Raw genomic sequence first — 17814 nt, 5'->3', positions numbered from 1 at the left:
ATGCCCGAAATGTGCTGTTTGGAAAAAATATGATCTCTGCATGATATGAAAAACCGTTATCTTCGCAGATAGTGGTGTCCACTACCACAAATATGCAGCATGCGCGATGTTTTGATGTCATTACCAAGAACAGGAAGGCGTTAGTAAGGAACATCGATATTTAAAATATGACAGAAATAAGAATATGAAGCAATATCTGGATCTATTGGATCATGTATACCGCACCGGCACCGAAAAGACAGATCGTACTGGAACAGGCACGCGCAGCGTATTTGGCTATCAAATGCGTTTCGACCTAAAAGCTGGCTTTCCATTGGTTACCACCAAAAAGCTACACATGCGATCCATTATCCATGAGTTGATCTGGTTCTTGAAAGGAGATACCAACATAAGTTATCTCAAAGAAAATGGCGTCAGCATTTGGGATGAATGGGCAGATGAAAACGGTAATTTAGGTCCTGTTTATGGCTCTCAGTGGCGCTCTTGGCCTACGCCAGACGGCAATCATATTGACCAGATCGCGCAAGTGATTGATCAGTTAAAGAAAACTCCCGATTCTAGACGAATCATTGTATCTGCGTGGAATGTGGCCGAAATTGGCAATATGGCACTTCCGCCCTGCCATGCTTTCTTTCAGTTTTATGTGGCGCCAGCGCAGCCCGAAAAAGGAATTCTAAAACCGCAATTATCTTGTCAGTTGTATCAGCGCAGTGCTGATATTTTCTTGGGTGTCCCGTTTAATATTGCTTCTTACGCCTTACTCACCATGATGGTGGCACAAGTATGTGATATGGAAGCTGCAGAATTTGTCCACACGTTGGGCGATGCGCACATTTACAGCAATCACTTTGAACAAACGGAATTGCAACTTTCGCGAGATCCGAAACCGATGCCAACGATGAAGATAAATCCAGCGGTGAAAGACATTTTCGACTTCAAATTCGAAGATTTTGAATTGGAGGATTATACTTTTCATCCACACATTAAGGCGCCTGTTGCTGTTTAATTAGTACATAAAGCATTCACCATAGCGTGATTTCGATTACGCTATTATTATAAAGCATGAATAATATTACAATCACAATCATAGCGGCAGCGTCAGAAAACAATGTCATTGGTAAAAACAATGGTATGGTATGGCACTTGCCGGATGATTTTCGCTATTTTAAAAACACAACCAAAGAACATTCGGTCGTGATGGGTCGCAAGACCTTTGATTCGATGGGAAAAGCACTCCCAGATCGTCGTAATATCGTGATTACCCGCGATCAAAAATGGTCGGCTGAAGATGTAGATGTTGCCAATTCCTTAAACGAAGTATTCACCTATTGCCGTGATGAGCGCGAGATTTTTATCATCGGCGGAGCTGAAATATACAAACAAGCACTCCCTTATGCACACAAAATCTTGCTGACGCGCGTACACACGAGGATAGATGGCGATGCGTATTTTCCAGAATTCGACGAGTCGAAATGGAAATTAACAGATTCTAAGCGACATGAGAGCGACGAAAAACATGCTTTCGCATTTACTTTTGAGGTGTACGAACGCATTGAAGCATAAGCTATTTATTTCCCCTTATCCAAATCCATGAGCGAACAGACTACACAAACGATCTCCTATACCCTATCATTCACAGAACCACAAGCACATTATGTGGAAGTCAGCCTTTCTTTAAAAGGTTTCGACGCTGATTTTATAGATCTAAAGATGCCGGTCTGGACACCTGGGTCGTATTTAGTCAGAGAGTTTGCACGTCATGTCGAGTCTTTTTCTGCGCAGCAGGATAATGGAGAAATGCTTCAACAGGAGAAGATTAGCAAAAATACGTGGCGCGTCTATCATCAGCAAAAAGATACGATTGTAAGCTACCGCGTATATAGCTTCGAAACGTCGGTACGTACGAATTTCATTGACGATACGCATGCATTCATCAGCCCTGCGGGCACATTTTTGTATGTAGATGGTCATTTAGATTTGTCATGCACGGTGCAGGTCGAGCTACCAAGAAACTGGTCAACGATTACGACTGGTTTGCCCGAAACAGAAAAACATGTGTACAAAGCGGAGAACTTCGACATTTTGTTTGATTCACCGATCGAGATAGGAAATCAAGATGTTTGGTGGTTCGAAGCGGCAGGAATACCACACGAATTTGCCATGGTCGGCGGTGGCAACTATAATAAAGAACAGCTTGCTGCTGATATTCAAAAAATCGTAGCCGAAGAAACACGGATCTGGGGATCCAACCCCAACGATCGCTATGTGTTTATCACGCACAATTATCAGCAAGGTGGTGGCGGTTTAGAGCATCTTAACTCTACCGTGCTCGGCGCTAGCCGAAATGCGTACACACAAGCTACCTCTTACAATAACTTTTTGAGCTTGGTAGCACATGAATATTTCCACTTGTGGCACGTAAAACGGCTTAGACCAGCACCACTTGGACCATTCGACTACGAAAATGAAAGCTATACGGCGCTGCTCTGGATCATGGAAGGCTTTACCTCGTATTTTGATAATCTCATTACGTACCGTTGTGCATTTCGCGATGAGGCGGATTATTTGCAGATGCTGGCGCAAGAATTTAATCTGGTGTACAATCGCCCTGGCTATGAGATACAATCGGTCGGTCAGTCGAGTTTTGATACGTGGATCAAACAGTATCGCCCGGATGAAAACTCGGCAAATACCAGCATATCGTACTACAATAAAGGTGCGATGTTAGCTGTTGCCATGGATTTAAAAATAATTGCAGAAACAGGTGGCGAAAAACGATTGGATGATGTACTGAAAGCGGCTTACAATCAATTCTACTTGAAAGAGCAGCGCGGATTTGAAGAAAAAGAATTCCAAGCATTAGCCGAGGCAGTATCTGGCGTGGACTTGTCCGAAATCTTTACGGCCGTATATACCACAGAAGAACTGGATTATAACCGCTATTTCAATCGCGTGGGTTATGAACTGATCGATCAATTAGCAGACAGCAAAACGCTTAGTTTGGGTATCCGCACGGTGAATAACGACACGCGTATTTATATTAAAGGAGTGGATCGGAACTCAAGTGCGTGGAAAGCCGGATTGAACGTAAATGATGAGATATTGGGTATTAATGGTGTTCGCATGGATCCAGCTGGAAGAGAATTGGAACTAACTATCCAACAAGGCACAGTCGGACAGTCTATCGACGTCTTGATCGCACGTGACGGTATCATTCGCACGATAAAAACACCATTAGGCTACAGCGATAAAAAATCCTTAGTCGTACAGCGTCGCGAGAATGCTTCTGATCAAGAAAAAGAACTTGGGGAAATTTGGTTAAAACGCTCCTAACGAAAAAAAGGTAGAGATTTTCATCTCTACCTTTTTTATGCGCTATCGCGCTTCGTATTGTGCTTTTTCTTAACTAAGGGCTGCTGCACCGGATACAATCTCGGTCAGCTCCGTTGTAATCGCAGCCTGACGGGCTTGATTGTACGACAATTTCAATTGCTTGATCAAATCACCTGCATTATCAGTCGCTTTATCCATCGCTGTCATACGAGCACCATGCTCCGAAGCATGCGAATCCAATACCGCTTTGTACAATTGTATTTTGATCGTTTTAGGAATCAATTCTTCAATGATCTTTTCTTTTGAAGGCTCAATGATGTAATCGATTTCTTCTACTTTGGTATCTTCTGCTTTCTCTGCTACTAATGGTAGTAATTGCTCCGAAGTAAGAATCTGTACTGCCGCGTTGCGAAACTGATTGTACACTACTTCTACGCGATCCACATGGCCCGCTTTGAACTCCGTCATGACCATGTCGGTCACTTCGGATACATTCTCAAAGCTCAAGCTATTGAAAAGCTCATTGTGATTACCTAATAAGGTGAAGTTACGTTTGCTAAAGAATTCGTGACCTTTTTTACCAATAGCGATGATACTCACATCACCACGAGCAAATTGATCCGCATATTTCGCTGCGATCAAGTTGTTAGCCGTTTTGATAGCATTGGCATTAAAAGCACCTGCAAGACCTCTATTAGACGTGACCACGATGATCATTACCTTGGTAGGAATACGATCTTCCGTATACGGAGAATCATTTCCTTCCACAGATGCCGATACCTGCGTCAAGATCTCTTTCAGCTTATCAGCATAAGGGCGTAACTGTACAATAGCATTGGTTGCTCTTTTCAACTTCGCTGCCGAAACCATTTTCATGGCTTTGGTAATCTGCTGTGTAGAGCTCACCGAGGTAATCCGGTTTCTAACTTCTTTTAAATTCGCCATTTTTCAGATGTAAGATGTGAGATTTGCGTATTGAATATTTAGAATAATGCGCTATACTAAATACTCAATACTTTTATCTCCTATCTAAAAATTAATATTTTGAAGCTAATTCTTTAGCTACTTTTTCTAATACACTTGTTTGCTCGTCAGAGAATTTACCGGCTTTCAAAGCGGCCAACACTTCTGGATGACGTTGCTCCAATTGCGTTACATATTCTTCCTCGAATTGACGAACTTGTTTGACAGGAACACTGCGCAACAAACCTTTGGTACCAATGTAAATAATCGCTACTTGTTTCTCCACAGATACTGGAGAGAACTGACCTTGTTTCAAGATCTCAACGTTGCGAGAACCTTTATCCAATACGGCTTTAGTCGCTGCATCTAAGTCAGAACCGAATTTAGAGAACGCCTCTAATTCACGGTATTGTGCTTGATCCAATTTCAACGTACCAGCTACTTTTTTCATGGATTTGATCTGCGCATTACCACCTACACGAGATACCGAGATTCCTACGTTGATCGCTGGACGAATACCTGCGTTAAACAAGTTGGACTCCAAGAAAATCTGACCATCTGTAATCGAAATTACGTTGGTAGGGATGTATGCAGATACGTCACCTGCTTGTGTTTCAATAATTGGCAATGCTGTCAATGAACCACCACCTTTTACCAAATGCTTGATAGATTCTGGTAAATCGTTCATAGAAGCGGCGATCTCATCATTGCTGTTGATTTTCGCAGCACGCTCCAATAGACGGGAGTGAAGGTAAAATACATCACCTGGGTATGCCTCACGTCCAGGAGGACGTTTCAACAATAGAGAAACCTCACGGTATGCTACAGCTTGTTTTGACAAATCATCATAAACGATCAATGCAGGACGACCTGTATCACGGAAAAACTCTCCGATTGCTGCTCCAGCCATTGGTGCATAAAACTGCATCGGTGCAGGATCTGCCGCAGATGCCGCGATTACTACTGTATACGCCATAGCGCCATTTTCTTCCAGTGTACGAACGATGTTCGCTACCGTAGAGTTCTTTTGGCCAACAGCTACATATATACAAAATACTGGCTCGCCAGCTTCGTAAAATTCTTTTTGGTTGATAATCGTATCGATACACACCGCAGTTTTACCTGTCTGGCGGTCACCGATAACCAACTCACGCTGGCCACGACCAACTGGAATCATTGCATCAATCGCTTTGATACCTGTTTGTAATGGCTCAGTTACTGGCTGACGGTAGATAACACCTGGCGCTTTACGCTCGATTGGCATTTCATACGTTTCACCAGCAATAGCTCCTTTACCATCGATCGGCTGACCTAATGTATTGACAACACGACCTAATAATCCTTCACCTACCTTGATAGATGCGATACGGTTTGTACGTTTGATCGTATCACCTTCTTTGATCTCATCCGATGAACCCAAGATTACAACACCAACATTGTCTTCTTCCAAGTTCAAAACGATACCTTGCAATCCATTTTCAAATTCAACCAATTCACCGGACTGTACTTTCGTCAATCCATAGATGCGAGCGATACCGTCACCGACTTGCAATACGGTACCTACTTCCTCAAGTTCCGCGTCTGATTTAAAGCCTGACAATTGCTCCCTAAGAATTGCCGAAACCTCATCTGGTCTTACCTCTATCATTTTATTATTATAAGGGGGTTTTGAATTTAATTTATACTTATCGCTGGTTATCTAAACTAGATAACATTTGCAGCAAAGTGTTTCTCCAATTTATTTAATCTGCCGGCGATGCTTACATCCACCTGGCGGTCACCTATCTTGATCACAAATCCACCGATCAATGCTGCGTCAACTTTATTGTTAAGCACCACCTCTTTCGCTTGGATTTCTTGGGCAACCTGTGTTTTCAATTGCGCTAGATTTTCTTCCGACAAAGGTACTGCAGAGGTTACTGTGACCTGTACAATTCCTTTTTCAACGCGGTATTCACGAATAAATTCGATCGCTACGTCGACTAAAATATTAGCACGACCTTTCGTCACTAATATGTGGAAAAAGCTCATCACCGAAGGTTGCACTTTTCCATCAAACAAAGCAGACAAGATACTACGTTTCTTATCTTGTTTGATAATTGGATTCTTTAGTACAGCAGCTAACTCAGCGCTTTGTTTTACCACTGCAATAAATTGCTCCATATCGTCCTTCACGGCATCCAAATTACCTTGCTCTTTCGAGAGGTCTATTAGTGACTTGGCGTAACGTGAAGAAACTGTGAATACTGACATAGAAATACTTTAATAATGGGTGAACTAGCTTAACTTAACGTCTTTCAGTAAATCTGCTACTAGCGATTCTTGCTTCGATTGATCCGCAAACTCTTTCGTCAATACCTTACGGGCAATGGCCAAAGATAGAGAAGAAACTTCAGATTTAACTTCTGCCAAGGCACGTAGTTTTTGTTCGTCGATCTCACGCTTTGCATCTTCGATCAGACGAGCACCTTCTGTTTGCGCGTGTAACTTCGCTTCGGCTACGATCTTATCTTTCAATTCTTTTGCTTCTTTCAAGATCAGGTCGCGCTCTTCACGTGCTTCTTTCAGCAATTGCTCGTTTTCATTAGTTAGGCGAGCCATTTCCAATTTGGCCTTTTCGGCAGAAGCCAATGCATCGGCAATACCATTCTCACGCTCCTCTAAGGCATTGACGATAGGTTTCCAAGCAAACTTTCCTAAAATAAAGATAACGATAAGTAGGATGATGAGCTGCCAGAAGAACAAGCCGTACGAAAACTGATTAATAAGTGCTTCCATTATATTGTGTAGTCTTAAACTGTTATATTTTTCTTTTTTGTTGCATTTAAGTAAACATAGTCTGCAACCAACCGTTGCAAACTATGTTTGTACTTTTAGTTGATCTGAGCTTATTTACCCAAAATCAAAGCACCGAATGCCAAGCCTTCAACTAAGGCACCGATGATAATCATAGCAGTCTGGATTTTAGATGCTGCTTCTGGTTGACGAGCGATCGCTTCCATAGCTGAACCACCGATTTTACCCAAACCTAAGCCTGCACCAATTACGATAAGACCTGCTCCAATTAAGTTGTACATAATAATTAATTTATAAAATTTAACAAAAAAATGCGATTAATGATGAGCGTGTTCTTCCACGGCCATACCTATAAATAATGATGATAACATCGTGAAGATAAAGGCCTGCAAGAACGCAACCAATAACTCCAAGAAAAACAAAAGCAATGTTAACAACATCGAAACACCAATACTACCAGGGATCGTCAATTGCTGTTGAAACAAATATACGATAGCGATCAATCCCATTACAACAGAGTGACCTGCCGTAATATTGGCAAACAAACGCAGCATCAAGGAGAAAGGTTTGGTAAACATACCTAAAACTTCGATAGGCGCTAATACAAATTTGAATGGAACTGGTACACCTGGCATCCAGAAAATATGTTTCCAGTAATCTTTATTCGCTTTGAACGTCGTAATGAAGAACGTAAACAAAGCCAAACACAACGTGATGGTGATGTTACCTGTTACGTTAAAACCTAACGGCGTCAATCCCAATAAATTCAATAAAAAGATCAAGAAAAATACCGATAACAAATACGGCATAAACTCTTTGTAACGGTGACCAATATTAGGAATAGCCATCTCATCACGTACATAAAGTACTAATGGCTCTAATACACGACCTGCACCTTTCGGCAAGTTGTTAGCACCTTTTTTATACGTTTTAGCTAAGCTAATGAATCCAATAAACAACAATACAGCAGCAAGCATCAAACCTACTACGTTTTTAGTAATCGAAAAATCTAATGGTTTGGCATTCGTAGGGTGATGATCTGTATCCATATCCAATGTTCCTGCAGCATCTGTTTTGTAGATCTTGCCGTGGAACAGGGTATAATGTTGCCCATCTTTCTCTACAGTATACTCACCATGATGAAATTCACCCGATGAAAAGACTTTCAATCCGTTATCAATTAATATAACGGGCAAAGGAAATCCATAATGTTTTCCAGCTTTCTTATCAGTGAACAACGAAAAATAATGATCGTCTTCCAAGTGATGTTGAATGTACTGGGAAATTTCCTCTGCTTGGCTGTGAGAACCTTCCTGATGCGCATCCGCTGCGCATAGTGAAAATGGACTTACAGCAAGTAAAAATACTGAGAATAAGATAAGTGCTTTGTTAAAATTTAGCATTTTAGATTTCGATTGAAAAACAAAAATTTTGCGCAAAAATACAACTTTCTTTGGCATATGCCTCCATTTCTGAGAACTTTTATTAAAATTTAGTTCCATGATTCGGCTCTGCCTGATTTATAGCACGATAGGCCATATAGACATCCATAAAAAGAAATAGGAAATAGGTAACGAGGAAGTGCGTTGCCAAAAATTTGTCACCCGCCATTTCTAGACCTTCCCGTATAAAAAGATAACCTGCGATAGCCTTTAGGAAAATTATTCCCAGAAAGATAAAACCAAGGTTTTTGGGCATCGCGTATTGTGCCAACAAGATCATCATCGCTACAAACACGCTAAGCAGCATCTGATACATATACAAACCAAGCAAAGAATACCCCGTCCCACTCCATCCATCCGGTACTTTTAGCAGGTATTCGGCACTGTAATGCATGACAAATACGACGACCGAAAAACACAGTACCAGCAAAAAAGATTTGATATAATTATTCATCGCGATTTATGTAGTTTACCAGCCGAATAAAATGATATAAAGAAGCCGCAACACCGATTAAAGTAAATGCTTTCATACACCATTCTCCACTGACGTCATACTTGTTATCTAACCATTGTCCAACCCAATAAAAAAGGTAAATCGTCACGCCCATCTGAAAGGGCATGCTGGCAAATACCAGCCATTTGTTTGCTTTCCTTTTTTCGTTTGGTGACATGGCTATTTGATCAAGTCGACAAATATACATTATTGGACTCTCCTACCCTAATCCCAATAGTTTTTGTCCGATACGGATGTCTGGATAATCAAAACTGCTTCCCAGAATGACTTTGATTTCTGAGGATGATTTGCCTTCGTTTTCGCGCAACACGGTGAGCACACGATCCAACTTGTCTTTCTCGATCAGATCTTCCGCATCAATCTCTTCGCCCACAAAGTGAATGAGGTGACCGTAAATGGTACCGGCAACCATGCCGCGCTTTTCGGCAATCTGCTCGATAGAAGCACCATCCTGATACATCATCAACGTGATGGCTTTGGTATCGGTTGGCATATCTTCACTAGCTACATTCGCGACAGCTTCATCCTTCACCTTTTCTGTTTGTAGGAGTTCTTGCGCCAGGACTGTAATATCGCCTGTTAGCGCTTCGGCAATCGTCAAGCTATGCTTGATCTGCTCGTACTTGCGTTTGTAATCCAGCAAGATGGCTTTTAGTTCGGTGATGTATTTTTTGGTTCTCTTCTTGATCTGCCATTCGGCAATATGTGCTTCCATGGGCTCAATCAGTTCCGATTCCATTTTTGGTGTAAACCAACCTACAGCCGATTTGGTGCGAGCATGAATATCGTCGTAGTTGACGTTCGCAACATCTCGAAACATATTATATAGTTGCGTCACAAACTTATTGGCAACGCCTTCTTGCGCTTTGGCCTGTTGCACCAAAGTGCTAAAAAATGCTTGCGCCGCTTCCTTGCCATCGATATTTCGCTCTGCTAAAGCAGTGGCTTGCGCTTCGGTCGCTTCGACCAGAGTGGCCCAGCGAAAGCTTTGCAATAAGATTTGGCCTAAATACTGCCTTTGATATTGCTGCAATACATGTTGCAACTTGTCACTATCCAATGTACGATCCATGTATCCAACTACCTGCGCATCGGTACGTATCGCATGCGATACAATTTGGCTACGCAACACTAGGCCTTCTAAACCACGCAAACGAGAGAGCGCCACATAAACCTGTCCGGCAGCGAACGATGTTCCTGCATCAATGATCGCACGATCAAAGGTTAGACCTTGACTTTTATGAATCGTAATTGCCCAAGCCAGGCGCAGCGGGAATTGCGAGAATGTACCCATGACCGTTTCTTCGATCTTATCATCGCCTTTATTGTAGCTGTATTTGATATTTTCCCAGGTTTCGCGTTTTACAGTCACTTCGTCAGAGCCATCAGCAAAGCTTACGATCACCTGCTGCTGATCCAGCTTCATTGCTTTTACCGTACCAATCTTGCCATTGAAGAATTTGCGATCTTCGCCCACATCATTTTTAATAAACATGACCTGCGCACCTTCTTTCAATGTCAGCGTTTCTTCGGTCGGGAAAGATCCTTGCTGAAAATCATCTTTCACGACAGCTTTCACATTAAACAGTTTGCCTGACAATTGCTGTAAGGCTTCTTGATTGATCTGATCGGCGAGCCGGTTATGCGAGGTAAGCGTGATGTACTGCTCTTCTTTGGGCGGCACGAAGTCTACCTTATAATAGCTATTCAGATGCGCCAGATCTTCTGCGGTGGTTTGATTATTCCGGATATTGTTTAATATCGTGATAAAGTGATCGTCTTTCTGCCGATAAATCTTCTGCAACTCGAGAATGACCGGCGGATGCTCGCGCAGCACCTTCGCATCGAAAAAGAATGGACTCGAATAATGATCACGCAGGACGTGCCATTCGTGATCGCGTACAACCGGAGGCAACTGGTATAAATCGCCAATAAACAGCACCTGCAACCCACCAAATGGGCGCATATCGCGCCGCACAGATTTCAGAATTACGTCGATCGCATCCAGCGTATCGGCGCGCACCATGGAAACCTCATCAATCACCAACAATTCGAGTTCTTGCAGAATAGCACGTCGTTGTTTGGTAAGTTTAATAGTGCTAAACAAGCGACTTTTGTTGTAGATATGGCTATCTGCCTGATCCCATTGCAAGGGATAATCTTCTATGAATGTGCCAAAAGGTAACCAAAACAGCGCATGTAACGTCGTGCCACCAGCGTGCATTGCTGCTACGCCTGTTGGAGCCGTGATCGCCATTTTTTTGTAGCAATTTTGCTGTATGTATTTTAGAAAAGTAGTCTTTCCAGTACCTGCTTTTCCGGTCAGGAATAGCGGTTGATTGGTTTGATTAACGAAGGCTACTGCTTGTAAAAATGATGGGTTATCGGTATCTAAACTTTCCATTGCCATAAGTTACAAAGCTACAAATATTTCATTCTGACAGGGAGTTTTCACAATATTTTGGCCGTTTTATAGAGAAATCCTATATTCACTTGAAAAACAAATAATAGATGGCAACTTATATTGATAAAAGCGAGCTTTTTAAGCAAATTGAAGAAAAATTAACTAGCGAAGGCTTCGGTATTGATAAAATTGATCAAACTCGCCCTTGGGGTGGTTTCTTTGTAATCAATGAAGATCAAGCGCAAGAATTCGCAAATACATACTTTGACGGACTGGATGTGCAAGATTTGAAAATCTCTGGCAAATTGAGTCCTAAGATTTTAGTGGTTAGCCCGAACAAGAGGCTTTCATGGCAATATCACCACAGACGTGCGGAAATATGGCGCGTAGTGCAAGGTGAGGTAGGTGTCGTAACTAGCCCAACTGATGAGGAACACGAACTAAAAATATTGAAACCACAAGACACGATCCGCTTAAGCCAAGGTGAGCGTCACCGTTTGGTAGGATTAGAAGGTTATGGTGTCTTAGCAGAAATCTGGCAGCATACTGATGTAGATCAGCCATCTGACGAAGAAGATATCGTACGCGTACAAGATGACTTTGGTCGCTAGTAGCTTTCGATTAATCACATAAAAAGGTCCCGATCTCGTTGAGATCGGGACCTTTTTTTTATAGATGGAAGATTAATCCTTAACGCTATCCGTACTTTTATCCTGCAGGGTACCATAGCTCAGCTCATTTTCCTCTGGAGCATCGTGTCTATTGCCGTACGCTTTCTTCGTGCGTTTCAACTTATAGAAGTCGTAAAACGCGATAAACATCAGCATAAAACAGACCACAAAAAAGGTGGCATTACCCAAGAAGTTGTACGATATACCACTGATAATACCTCCGATAACATAGCTAAACATAATGAATAACAGAAGATTGAATTTTTTCACCAACTGTTCATCACTTCGATTTTTTCGTTTGGTAAACATTGAAACTAAAATAGCCAAATCGGTGGTTAGACCAGTTAAATGGGTCGTCTTGATGACGGAGTTGGAGATACTGGCGGTCAAACCATTTTGAAGCCCCATCGCAAATAACAATATACCGACCAGAAACTCGGTCTCCAACAACGTATCGGTATAAAAAAACTGAAGATAGATACCAACTGCCAGTATTCCCAGAAATTCTAACATAATTGGAATAGCGTGCGCTAAATAGGAACTGATACGATCTTTGCCTTGAATGATGACAAAATTGGACAGAAAACTTCCTACAAAGAACAGGAGAATCCAGAAAAGGACGACCGCGCCTTGATATATATTGCCGCGCGATACTTCTTGGGCAAAAACGGCGTAGTGCCCGGTGATATTGGAGGTATAGGAAAAGAAAACAATGACCGACACAACATTTGTCATCCCGGCAGAGAGTGCCGTTAGTGCGCCTAACTTTAAATTATCTCCTTGGGTTCTGTGGTTACTGTATTTTCTAAGCATTTTACTGAACTAAATCGTCTCGTTTTAATAGTATTTTGATAACCCCCTTGATCTGTATATCCAGATTGAGGTGCAATTCCATCTGGTCATTACTTAATGTCTGAATCTGAAAACTTTCGATGGGTGTACCATTACGGCTGATTTCAAGGATGTGCCCACGCCCTTTGATAGACCAAGTCATATTGGCTACCGAATGATCATCGACCTCAAGCGTACCATCTTCCTTAAAAATCCACCGATTTACATGAAGGATTTCCAGCTTATCCAATATCTCAATGCGAATATTCTGTTCTAACACTTCCGCAAAGTTTTGCTCTTCCAAACGATAATCTGGTTTCTCAAAGTACCAACCAGCTTCTTTCCACTCCCCTACGATCATCTTCTCTGGGCTCGCCACATAGATCACCACGAGCAAGGAAGCCAATAAAAGCCCCCCCACCAATAAGTAGTTGAGCTTATATAGGGAATCCCGTTTTAAACGTAACATATATAATATGTATATCTCTTCTCTTAAAAACAGCTAGCAACGCAAGCGCATTAGCGCACGTTGTAATAATAGACTTTACGTCCTATTCCACCCAGTCGATCCATCCCTTCTACCACTACTTTGTAGCGGCCATTGCCATCACCGTTGTAGTAGTCCAAAGTCATCTCTCCTGTTCCCTCAATCAATACATCAGGATTCCAATATATTGTAGAGCGGTAATCTGCTGTATTTTTACTTGCCTGTGTATCATACTTCGGAGAATAGAACGAGCGCACCTTTACATAACCCAACGGATATAAATCAATGACATTCGTTTTTGGCAACATCGCTTCAATCTCGGCCAACGACATACGCGGGCGTTTTGGTGTATCGTCTTTTTTCGTGATGATAGATACCACACCGTCATTCTGATACGTACGACTGACTGTCCCCAAATCATCGCGCAAGAAAATCTCGATAGCCTCAATATCTGCCGGCTGAATGGAGTTTAATGAAGGCTCGTCGATCGGCATACCATTCAAGAAGAACTGTACAGGAACACGGCTACCTTGATTATAGTTGCGCGATATAAAGTACTTCTGCATGTTCGTATCGTGTGTTATTCCCGTCAACAAGGTACTTAGACACATCGTCAAGACATTACATCCTGTAATACGATCTGCTTCAATCCGGTGTTCTGGCATATTAAGTCCAGTCAGTGCACCGAAATCCCGACTACTTTGTTTTTTTACGACCGTTCTATTTATTTGAACTTCATCAATAAGTATCGAAGTCCGAAATTCATTTTTACTGTTAGCTAAATAGGACTGTAATTTCTCATCTATATTTTTTACATAGTCGCCTTTGTATGGCGAGTTCGCATCGATCTCGGGAAAAAAGGTCTGATCCATATTGATGACCAAAGCGCGATAGTTGTCGTTTCCTCTAGCATTGACCGTTACGCGTGCAGAATCTGGGAACACGATGTTGTCGAAAGAAAAACGCCCCTGCTGATCGGTATATGTATCTTTACGCATACCTATGGAAGGGATTGACAACAATAAACCGCCATTCGGTTGTGTGCGCCCCGTATTCATTCGCAATGTTCCTGATAGAGAAATACCTTGCTCCGGCATAAAAGACACTTGCGGATAATTTCCCTTTAACAGTTCTTTGTATTCAAATCTTCGGAAGCCCTGTGTCATCAACAATGCTTCCAGTGCCTCTGCCCGATTCTTATTTTCCGTATTGAAATAGTAATTCGGTTGTTCTACGAAACCCTGCAAATCCGAAACTAGTAACAAATTGCTTAGAATACTCAAATCTTGGTTATCGTCGTAGGGCACTTTTGCTTCATCGGTAACCGTAACGGAGAAGGATCCCATCACGCTATCCGTACCATTTTTAACGCCGATACGCAGTTTTACTGGATCTTTACTGGTATACGAGTCTTTATCTGTCGAGACACTGATATCCAATAATTCTTCGGTCGTCGATTGGCAGAATACCAAGCGTTCGCTCAATGGCGTACCATCTGCTGCGAACAAAGTATATTGTACAATACCATTTGGCATGTTTTCTCGAGGCACTTTGACCAATACCGAAGAATTTTTTAAAGCTACTTGCGCTGCATAGACCAAATGTCCGTTGGACTGCCCCAATACGTAGTAGGCATTATTTTCTACTTTTTTGAAGTGGCTGTCGCTTGTTACGATACCCAACTGCATATGCGTTTCGTCGGCTTTTAGACTAACTAGATTCACCGCTTCATCCACTGGAGCAGGTAGATCATAGGTGCGTTCTTGCCCATTCTCAAAGGTGATCACGGCTTTATACGTTTCGCCCGCAAGCGGAATAAAAGAAAAATATCCCATCCCCATGCCTAGATCTGAAAAAGTTAAGATCTCATTTTTCTTTCCATCGATGAGCTTACCATTGACCGCAGCACTTTTACCATCATTGCTTACCGCTTTGAAGGCCACATTCTTGGCCAAACCACTGATGAGATCCCCACCTTCTGGAAAGAATTGCACATCAGCATCCCACAGGGCAGACGCCAAAGAATATTGTCCAACTAGTTTTTCTTCATTATTATCAATCTGCACCAAAAGTCGCCCAGTTTTCATGAGTTCTTTATTCTTAGCAGAAAGGCTGATGGACACGCGGCCCATATCATCTGTTTCTGCCCTACCTTTGTCGAATTGATCCCAACCATCGTTGGCTTCCCAGGTGAGCTTTTTGCGCGACAAAATCGCGCCCGACTTATCTCTAAATTGCAGTGAGGCTTTGGTTTTGTTGCCATCTGGAGCAAAAGTGACTATCGCCCCCAACTTCTTATTGATGGCATCGCCCACGGTGACGATCTTATTATAGAAATATTCTTGGTTAAAATTGACCATCCACTTGGTGTACGCACGGAAACGGTAATTATCCTGACTCCAAAATTCGGGATCTAGTACCAATTGTCCTTTTCCGACGCCATGCTCCGATTGAATTCGTAGCGTTTGCATCAGGGAATCTCGGCTATTGAGCACTTCCACATACACGACTTTGCTGGGGTCGTATGTACCTAAATTGTAATTGAGGTAAGATTTAAACCATAAGGTATCACCAACGGCATAATAGGGCTTATCGAAATGCAAGTGTACTTTCTCCACTGGGTAGACGTTGAAGTACCCCTGCACCTTTTCTACAACATCATTGATGGGTACGGTTGGTTTTTGTTGCGCATAAGATAACTTGGAGACAGAAAATAGAAGAATTGCTAAATATAATCCGGTATAAAATTTCATGTATTGTACTTTCAGAACAGATAAATATATCGTTTTTTTAGAAAACCTTAAGAAAGGTTACCATTTTTTAACATTATAATAAGGCTAAAGCAATGGAGCTAGGAGACGGCAAATGGAGTCTAAACCGCGTTTCCACCTCGGTCGTGCTGCCCATATGTCGCTAGTTAGCAATCGGCTATTAGCGCTATCATCAGCGAAACTCATCCCCATTTGTTTTCCCAATTTTTGATCAGATACCACCGCTGCAATTTCATAATTGATGTAAAAACTCCGTGTATCGAGATTTACGGTACCAATAAATACCAATTGATCATCGATATTCGCAGTTTTGGCATGTATAAACCCCTTTTCGTACAGATGTACTTTGATACCGCGCTCCAACAACGGTTTTAGAAATGAGAAAGAGGCGTGTTGCACAATCCATGAATCACCTTTGGAAGGCACCATCAGCTCGACAGATACACCGGCCGCAGCAGCCACCATCAAAGCGGTTTCCAATTCGGGACTCGGTATATAATAAGGCGTGCACAATTGGATTTTATGTTTTGCGGCAGCAATGGCAATCAGCAACGCCTCCATATTGTAAGGCGCAGCAGAACCGGGATCGCTAGTCGCAAACGATATAGTCGCATCACCAGCTATATCACTCGTACGCTTTAAATAATATTCATCCAATGGAAAAGAATCCGCGTCAGTCTCATTCCATAAGATCCAAAAATGTAATTGTAGCAAAGCAACAGACTCTCCTTTGATGTGCAGTGACGTATCTCGCCAATATACGCCATCGGGATTGGGGTTGAGATAACTATCGGCGATATTGATACCGCCAATATAGGCACATTCGCCATCTATGATGCAGATTTTACGATGATTGCGATAGTTGCTATTGGCTAGCGAAGTAAAGGTAACAGGTAAAAATGCTTGAAATTGGATTTTGGAGGGATGTTTTTTCTGATACCGCACCATGCTTGGCGACCCAAAGGCATCGACCAACAACCTCACAGCTACGCCTTCATTAGCTTTCGCTTCCAATATAGCAATGACCTCCGCACCGACCTTGTCATGCTCAAAGATATAGTATTCCATATGGATAAAGTGCTTTGCCTGTCGTAGTGATTCGAGCTGGTGTGCAAACTTCTCTTCCCCATTTCGCAAAAGCGTCACCTCGTTGTGCAGGGAAGGAAAACAGACTTGCTCATGCCGTAGATAGGAGTACACGCGGCTGAGGTCACCAATATCCTGCTGTATCTGTTTTAGGTAATCTTGTATTTTGGGCTCCAACTGATTCAACTCGGCGGTGATCCGGGCTGACTGGGTCGCGCTGATACGTTTGAATTTCTGTTCTTTTTTAAATTTTTGACCAAATAAATAATATAAGATAATACCAATAATTGGCAGAAATACAATAACTAATATCCAGGCGACGGTTTTCGTAGGATTTCGATTTTCAATGAGGATGGTCGAAATGACGCCCAAATAAAGAATGGATAAGGGCACCCAGTACCATTCTCGGACAATTGGCCATACCACATCTATAATTTCTTTCATAACTTGTTTTCTGTTGACCTTAGTTCAACAGAAAACAAGTTATGAAAATAGTTTCGAGAATATAGGAATAAG

Annotated in this window: 17 protein-coding genes; 4 read left to right on the top strand and 13 right to left on the bottom strand. The window is 42.1% G+C overall.

Features of this window, described 5'->3' with window-relative positions:
* Positions 1 to 184 precede the first annotated feature (184 nt).
* The 3 genes from AC3IRT_RS05410 to AC3IRT_RS05400 are packed head-to-tail and all read left to right on the top strand — an operon-like array spanning position 185 to position 3333.
* A complete protein-coding gene (locus AC3IRT_RS05410; RefSeq protein WP_489395408.1) occupies positions 185 to 1006 on the top strand; it encodes a thymidylate synthase in 822 nt (273 codons plus the stop codon).
* Positions 1007 to 1062: 56 nt separating this feature from the next.
* Positions 1063 to 1563: a dihydrofolate reductase gene (locus tag AC3IRT_RS05405; protein ID WP_489395407.1), complete on the top strand. Its 501-nt coding sequence runs from the start codon at positions 1063 to 1065 to the stop codon at positions 1561 to 1563.
* 27 nt (positions 1564 to 1590) lie between these two features.
* Positions 1591 to 3333 carry a M61 family metallopeptidase gene (locus tag AC3IRT_RS05400; protein ID WP_489395406.1) on the top strand — a complete coding sequence of 581 codons (1743 nt, stop codon included), beginning with the start codon at positions 1591 to 1593 and terminating at the stop codon, positions 3331 to 3333.
* Positions 3334 to 3402: 69 nt separating this feature from the next.
* Here the strand turns inward: AC3IRT_RS05400 and atpG are convergent, their stop codons facing one another.
* The 9 genes from atpG to AC3IRT_RS05355 form a co-directional block, all read right to left on the bottom strand.
* Entirely contained in the window at positions 3403 to 4278 is an 876-nt protein-coding gene (gene atpG, locus AC3IRT_RS05395) for an ATP synthase F1 subunit gamma (protein WP_489395405.1), read from the bottom strand.
* Positions 4279 to 4369: 91 nt separating this feature from the next.
* Entirely contained in the window at positions 4370 to 5944 is a 1575-nt protein-coding gene (gene atpA / locus AC3IRT_RS05390; RefSeq protein WP_489395404.1) for a F0F1 ATP synthase subunit alpha, read from the bottom strand.
* Between the two features lie 56 nt (positions 5945 to 6000).
* Positions 6001 to 6549, bottom strand: coding sequence for an ATP synthase F1 subunit delta (atpH, locus tag AC3IRT_RS05385; protein ID WP_489395403.1), 549 nt, complete (start codon positions 6547 to 6549; stop codon positions 6001 to 6003).
* A 24-nt stretch (positions 6550 to 6573) separates the two neighbouring features.
* Positions 6574 to 7074, bottom strand: coding sequence for a F0F1 ATP synthase subunit B (gene atpF / locus AC3IRT_RS05380; RefSeq protein WP_489395402.1), 501 nt, complete (start codon positions 7072 to 7074; stop codon positions 6574 to 6576).
* 110 nt (positions 7075 to 7184) lie between these two features.
* Complete coding sequence (gene atpE / locus AC3IRT_RS05375; RefSeq protein WP_028070619.1) at positions 7185 to 7373, bottom strand: ATP synthase F0 subunit C; 189 nt, start codon at positions 7371 to 7373, stop codon at positions 7185 to 7187.
* 36 nt (positions 7374 to 7409) lie between these two features.
* On the bottom strand, positions 7410 to 8495 hold the full coding sequence (gene atpB / locus AC3IRT_RS05370; RefSeq protein WP_489395401.1) for a F0F1 ATP synthase subunit A: 1086 nt from the start codon (positions 8493 to 8495) through the stop codon (positions 7410 to 7412).
* 82 nt (positions 8496 to 8577) lie between these two features.
* Positions 8578 to 8988 (bottom strand): hypothetical protein, encoded by a 411-nt coding sequence (locus tag AC3IRT_RS05365; protein ID WP_489395400.1) that lies wholly within the window; start codon positions 8986 to 8988, stop codon positions 8578 to 8580.
* Entirely contained in the window at positions 8981 to 9205 is a 225-nt protein-coding gene (locus AC3IRT_RS05360; protein WP_489395399.1) for an AtpZ/AtpI family protein, read from the bottom strand. The genes AC3IRT_RS05365 and AC3IRT_RS05360 overlap by 8 nt, the downstream gene beginning before the upstream one ends.
* A gap of 42 nt (positions 9206 to 9247) precedes the next feature.
* Entirely contained in the window at positions 9248 to 11458 is a 2211-nt protein-coding gene (locus tag AC3IRT_RS05355; protein ID WP_489395398.1) for a helix-turn-helix domain-containing protein, read from the bottom strand.
* A gap of 101 nt (positions 11459 to 11559) precedes the next feature.
* Here AC3IRT_RS05355 and AC3IRT_RS05350 point away from each other — a divergent pair, with 101 nt between their 5' ends.
* Positions 11560 to 12063 carry a cupin domain-containing protein gene (locus AC3IRT_RS05350; RefSeq protein ID WP_489395397.1) on the top strand — a complete coding sequence of 168 codons (504 nt, stop codon included), beginning with the start codon at positions 11560 to 11562 and terminating at the stop codon, positions 12061 to 12063.
* Between the two features lie 72 nt (positions 12064 to 12135).
* Here AC3IRT_RS05350 and AC3IRT_RS05345 read toward each other — a convergent pair whose 3' ends face one another.
* From AC3IRT_RS05345 to cls, 4 genes are all read right to left on the bottom strand, one after another.
* Positions 12136 to 12936, bottom strand: coding sequence for a YoaK family protein (locus AC3IRT_RS05345; protein ID WP_489395396.1), 801 nt, complete (start codon positions 12934 to 12936; stop codon positions 12136 to 12138).
* Position 12937: 1 nt separating this feature from the next.
* Positions 12938 to 13423: a hypothetical protein gene (locus AC3IRT_RS05340; RefSeq protein ID WP_489395395.1), complete on the bottom strand. Its 486-nt coding sequence runs from the start codon at positions 13421 to 13423 to the stop codon at positions 12938 to 12940.
* 50 nt (positions 13424 to 13473) lie between these two features.
* Positions 13474 to 16194, bottom strand: coding sequence for a carboxypeptidase-like regulatory domain-containing protein (locus AC3IRT_RS05335; protein WP_489395394.1), 2721 nt, complete (start codon positions 16192 to 16194; stop codon positions 13474 to 13476).
* Between the two features lie 84 nt (positions 16195 to 16278).
* Positions 16279 to 17742 carry a cardiolipin synthase gene (gene cls / locus AC3IRT_RS05330; protein ID WP_489395393.1) on the bottom strand — a complete coding sequence of 488 codons (1464 nt, stop codon included), beginning with the start codon at positions 17740 to 17742 and terminating at the stop codon, positions 16279 to 16281.
* Positions 17743 to 17814 lie beyond the last annotated feature (72 nt).

The organism is Sphingobacterium sp. KH_072 (assembly GCF_057837975.1).
This window is presented reverse-complemented; position numbering and strand designations above follow the sequence as displayed.

What these genes read in the sequence shown, in the direction of transcription:
- atpB (WP_489395401.1), bottom strand. Translation starts at nt 8,495, where the DNA reads ATGCTAAATTTTAACAAAGCACTTATCTTATTCTCAGTATTTTTACTT.
- AC3IRT_RS05360 (WP_489395399.1), bottom strand. Translation starts at nt 9,205, where the DNA reads ATGTCACCAAACGAAAAAAGGAAAGCAAACAAATGGCTGGTATTTGCC.
- AC3IRT_RS05365 (WP_489395400.1), bottom strand. Translation starts at nt 8,988, where the DNA reads ATGAATAATTATATCAAATCTTTTTTGCTGGTACTGTGTTTTTCGGTC.
- atpG (WP_489395405.1), bottom strand. Translation starts at nt 4,278, where the DNA reads ATGGCGAATTTAAAAGAAGTTAGAAACCGGATTACCTCGGTGAGCTCT.
- atpH (WP_489395403.1), bottom strand. Translation starts at nt 6,549, where the DNA reads ATGTCAGTATTCACAGTTTCTTCACGTTACGCCAAGTCACTAATAGAC.
- AC3IRT_RS05410 (WP_489395408.1), top strand. Translation starts at nt 185, where the DNA reads ATGAAGCAATATCTGGATCTATTGGATCATGTATACCGCACCGGCACC.
- AC3IRT_RS05345 (WP_489395396.1), bottom strand. Translation starts at nt 12,936, where the DNA reads ATGCTTAGAAAATACAGTAACCACAGAACCCAAGGAGATAATTTAAAG.
- cls (WP_489395393.1), bottom strand. Translation starts at nt 17,742, where the DNA reads ATGAAAGAAATTATAGATGTGGTATGGCCAATTGTCCGAGAATGGTAC.
- AC3IRT_RS05340 (WP_489395395.1), bottom strand. Translation starts at nt 13,423, where the DNA reads ATGTTACGTTTAAAACGGGATTCCCTATATAAGCTCAACTACTTATTG.
- atpF (WP_489395402.1), bottom strand. Translation starts at nt 7,074, where the DNA reads ATGGAAGCACTTATTAATCAGTTTTCGTACGGCTTGTTCTTCTGGCAG.
- AC3IRT_RS05405 (WP_489395407.1), top strand. Translation starts at nt 1,063, where the DNA reads ATGAATAATATTACAATCACAATCATAGCGGCAGCGTCAGAAAACAAT.
- atpA (WP_489395404.1), bottom strand. Translation starts at nt 5,944, where the DNA reads ATGATAGAGGTAAGACCAGATGAGGTTTCGGCAATTCTTAGGGAGCAA.
- AC3IRT_RS05350 (WP_489395397.1), top strand. Translation starts at nt 11,560, where the DNA reads ATGGCAACTTATATTGATAAAAGCGAGCTTTTTAAGCAAATTGAAGAA.
- AC3IRT_RS05400 (WP_489395406.1), top strand. Translation starts at nt 1,591, where the DNA reads ATGAGCGAACAGACTACACAAACGATCTCCTATACCCTATCATTCACA.
- AC3IRT_RS05355 (WP_489395398.1), bottom strand. Translation starts at nt 11,458, where the DNA reads ATGGCAATGGAAAGTTTAGATACCGATAACCCATCATTTTTACAAGCA.
- atpE (WP_028070619.1), bottom strand. Translation starts at nt 7,373, where the DNA reads ATGTACAACTTAATTGGAGCAGGTCTTATCGTAATTGGTGCAGGCTTA.
- AC3IRT_RS05335 (WP_489395394.1), bottom strand. Translation starts at nt 16,194, where the DNA reads ATGAAATTTTATACCGGATTATATTTAGCAATTCTTCTATTTTCTGTC.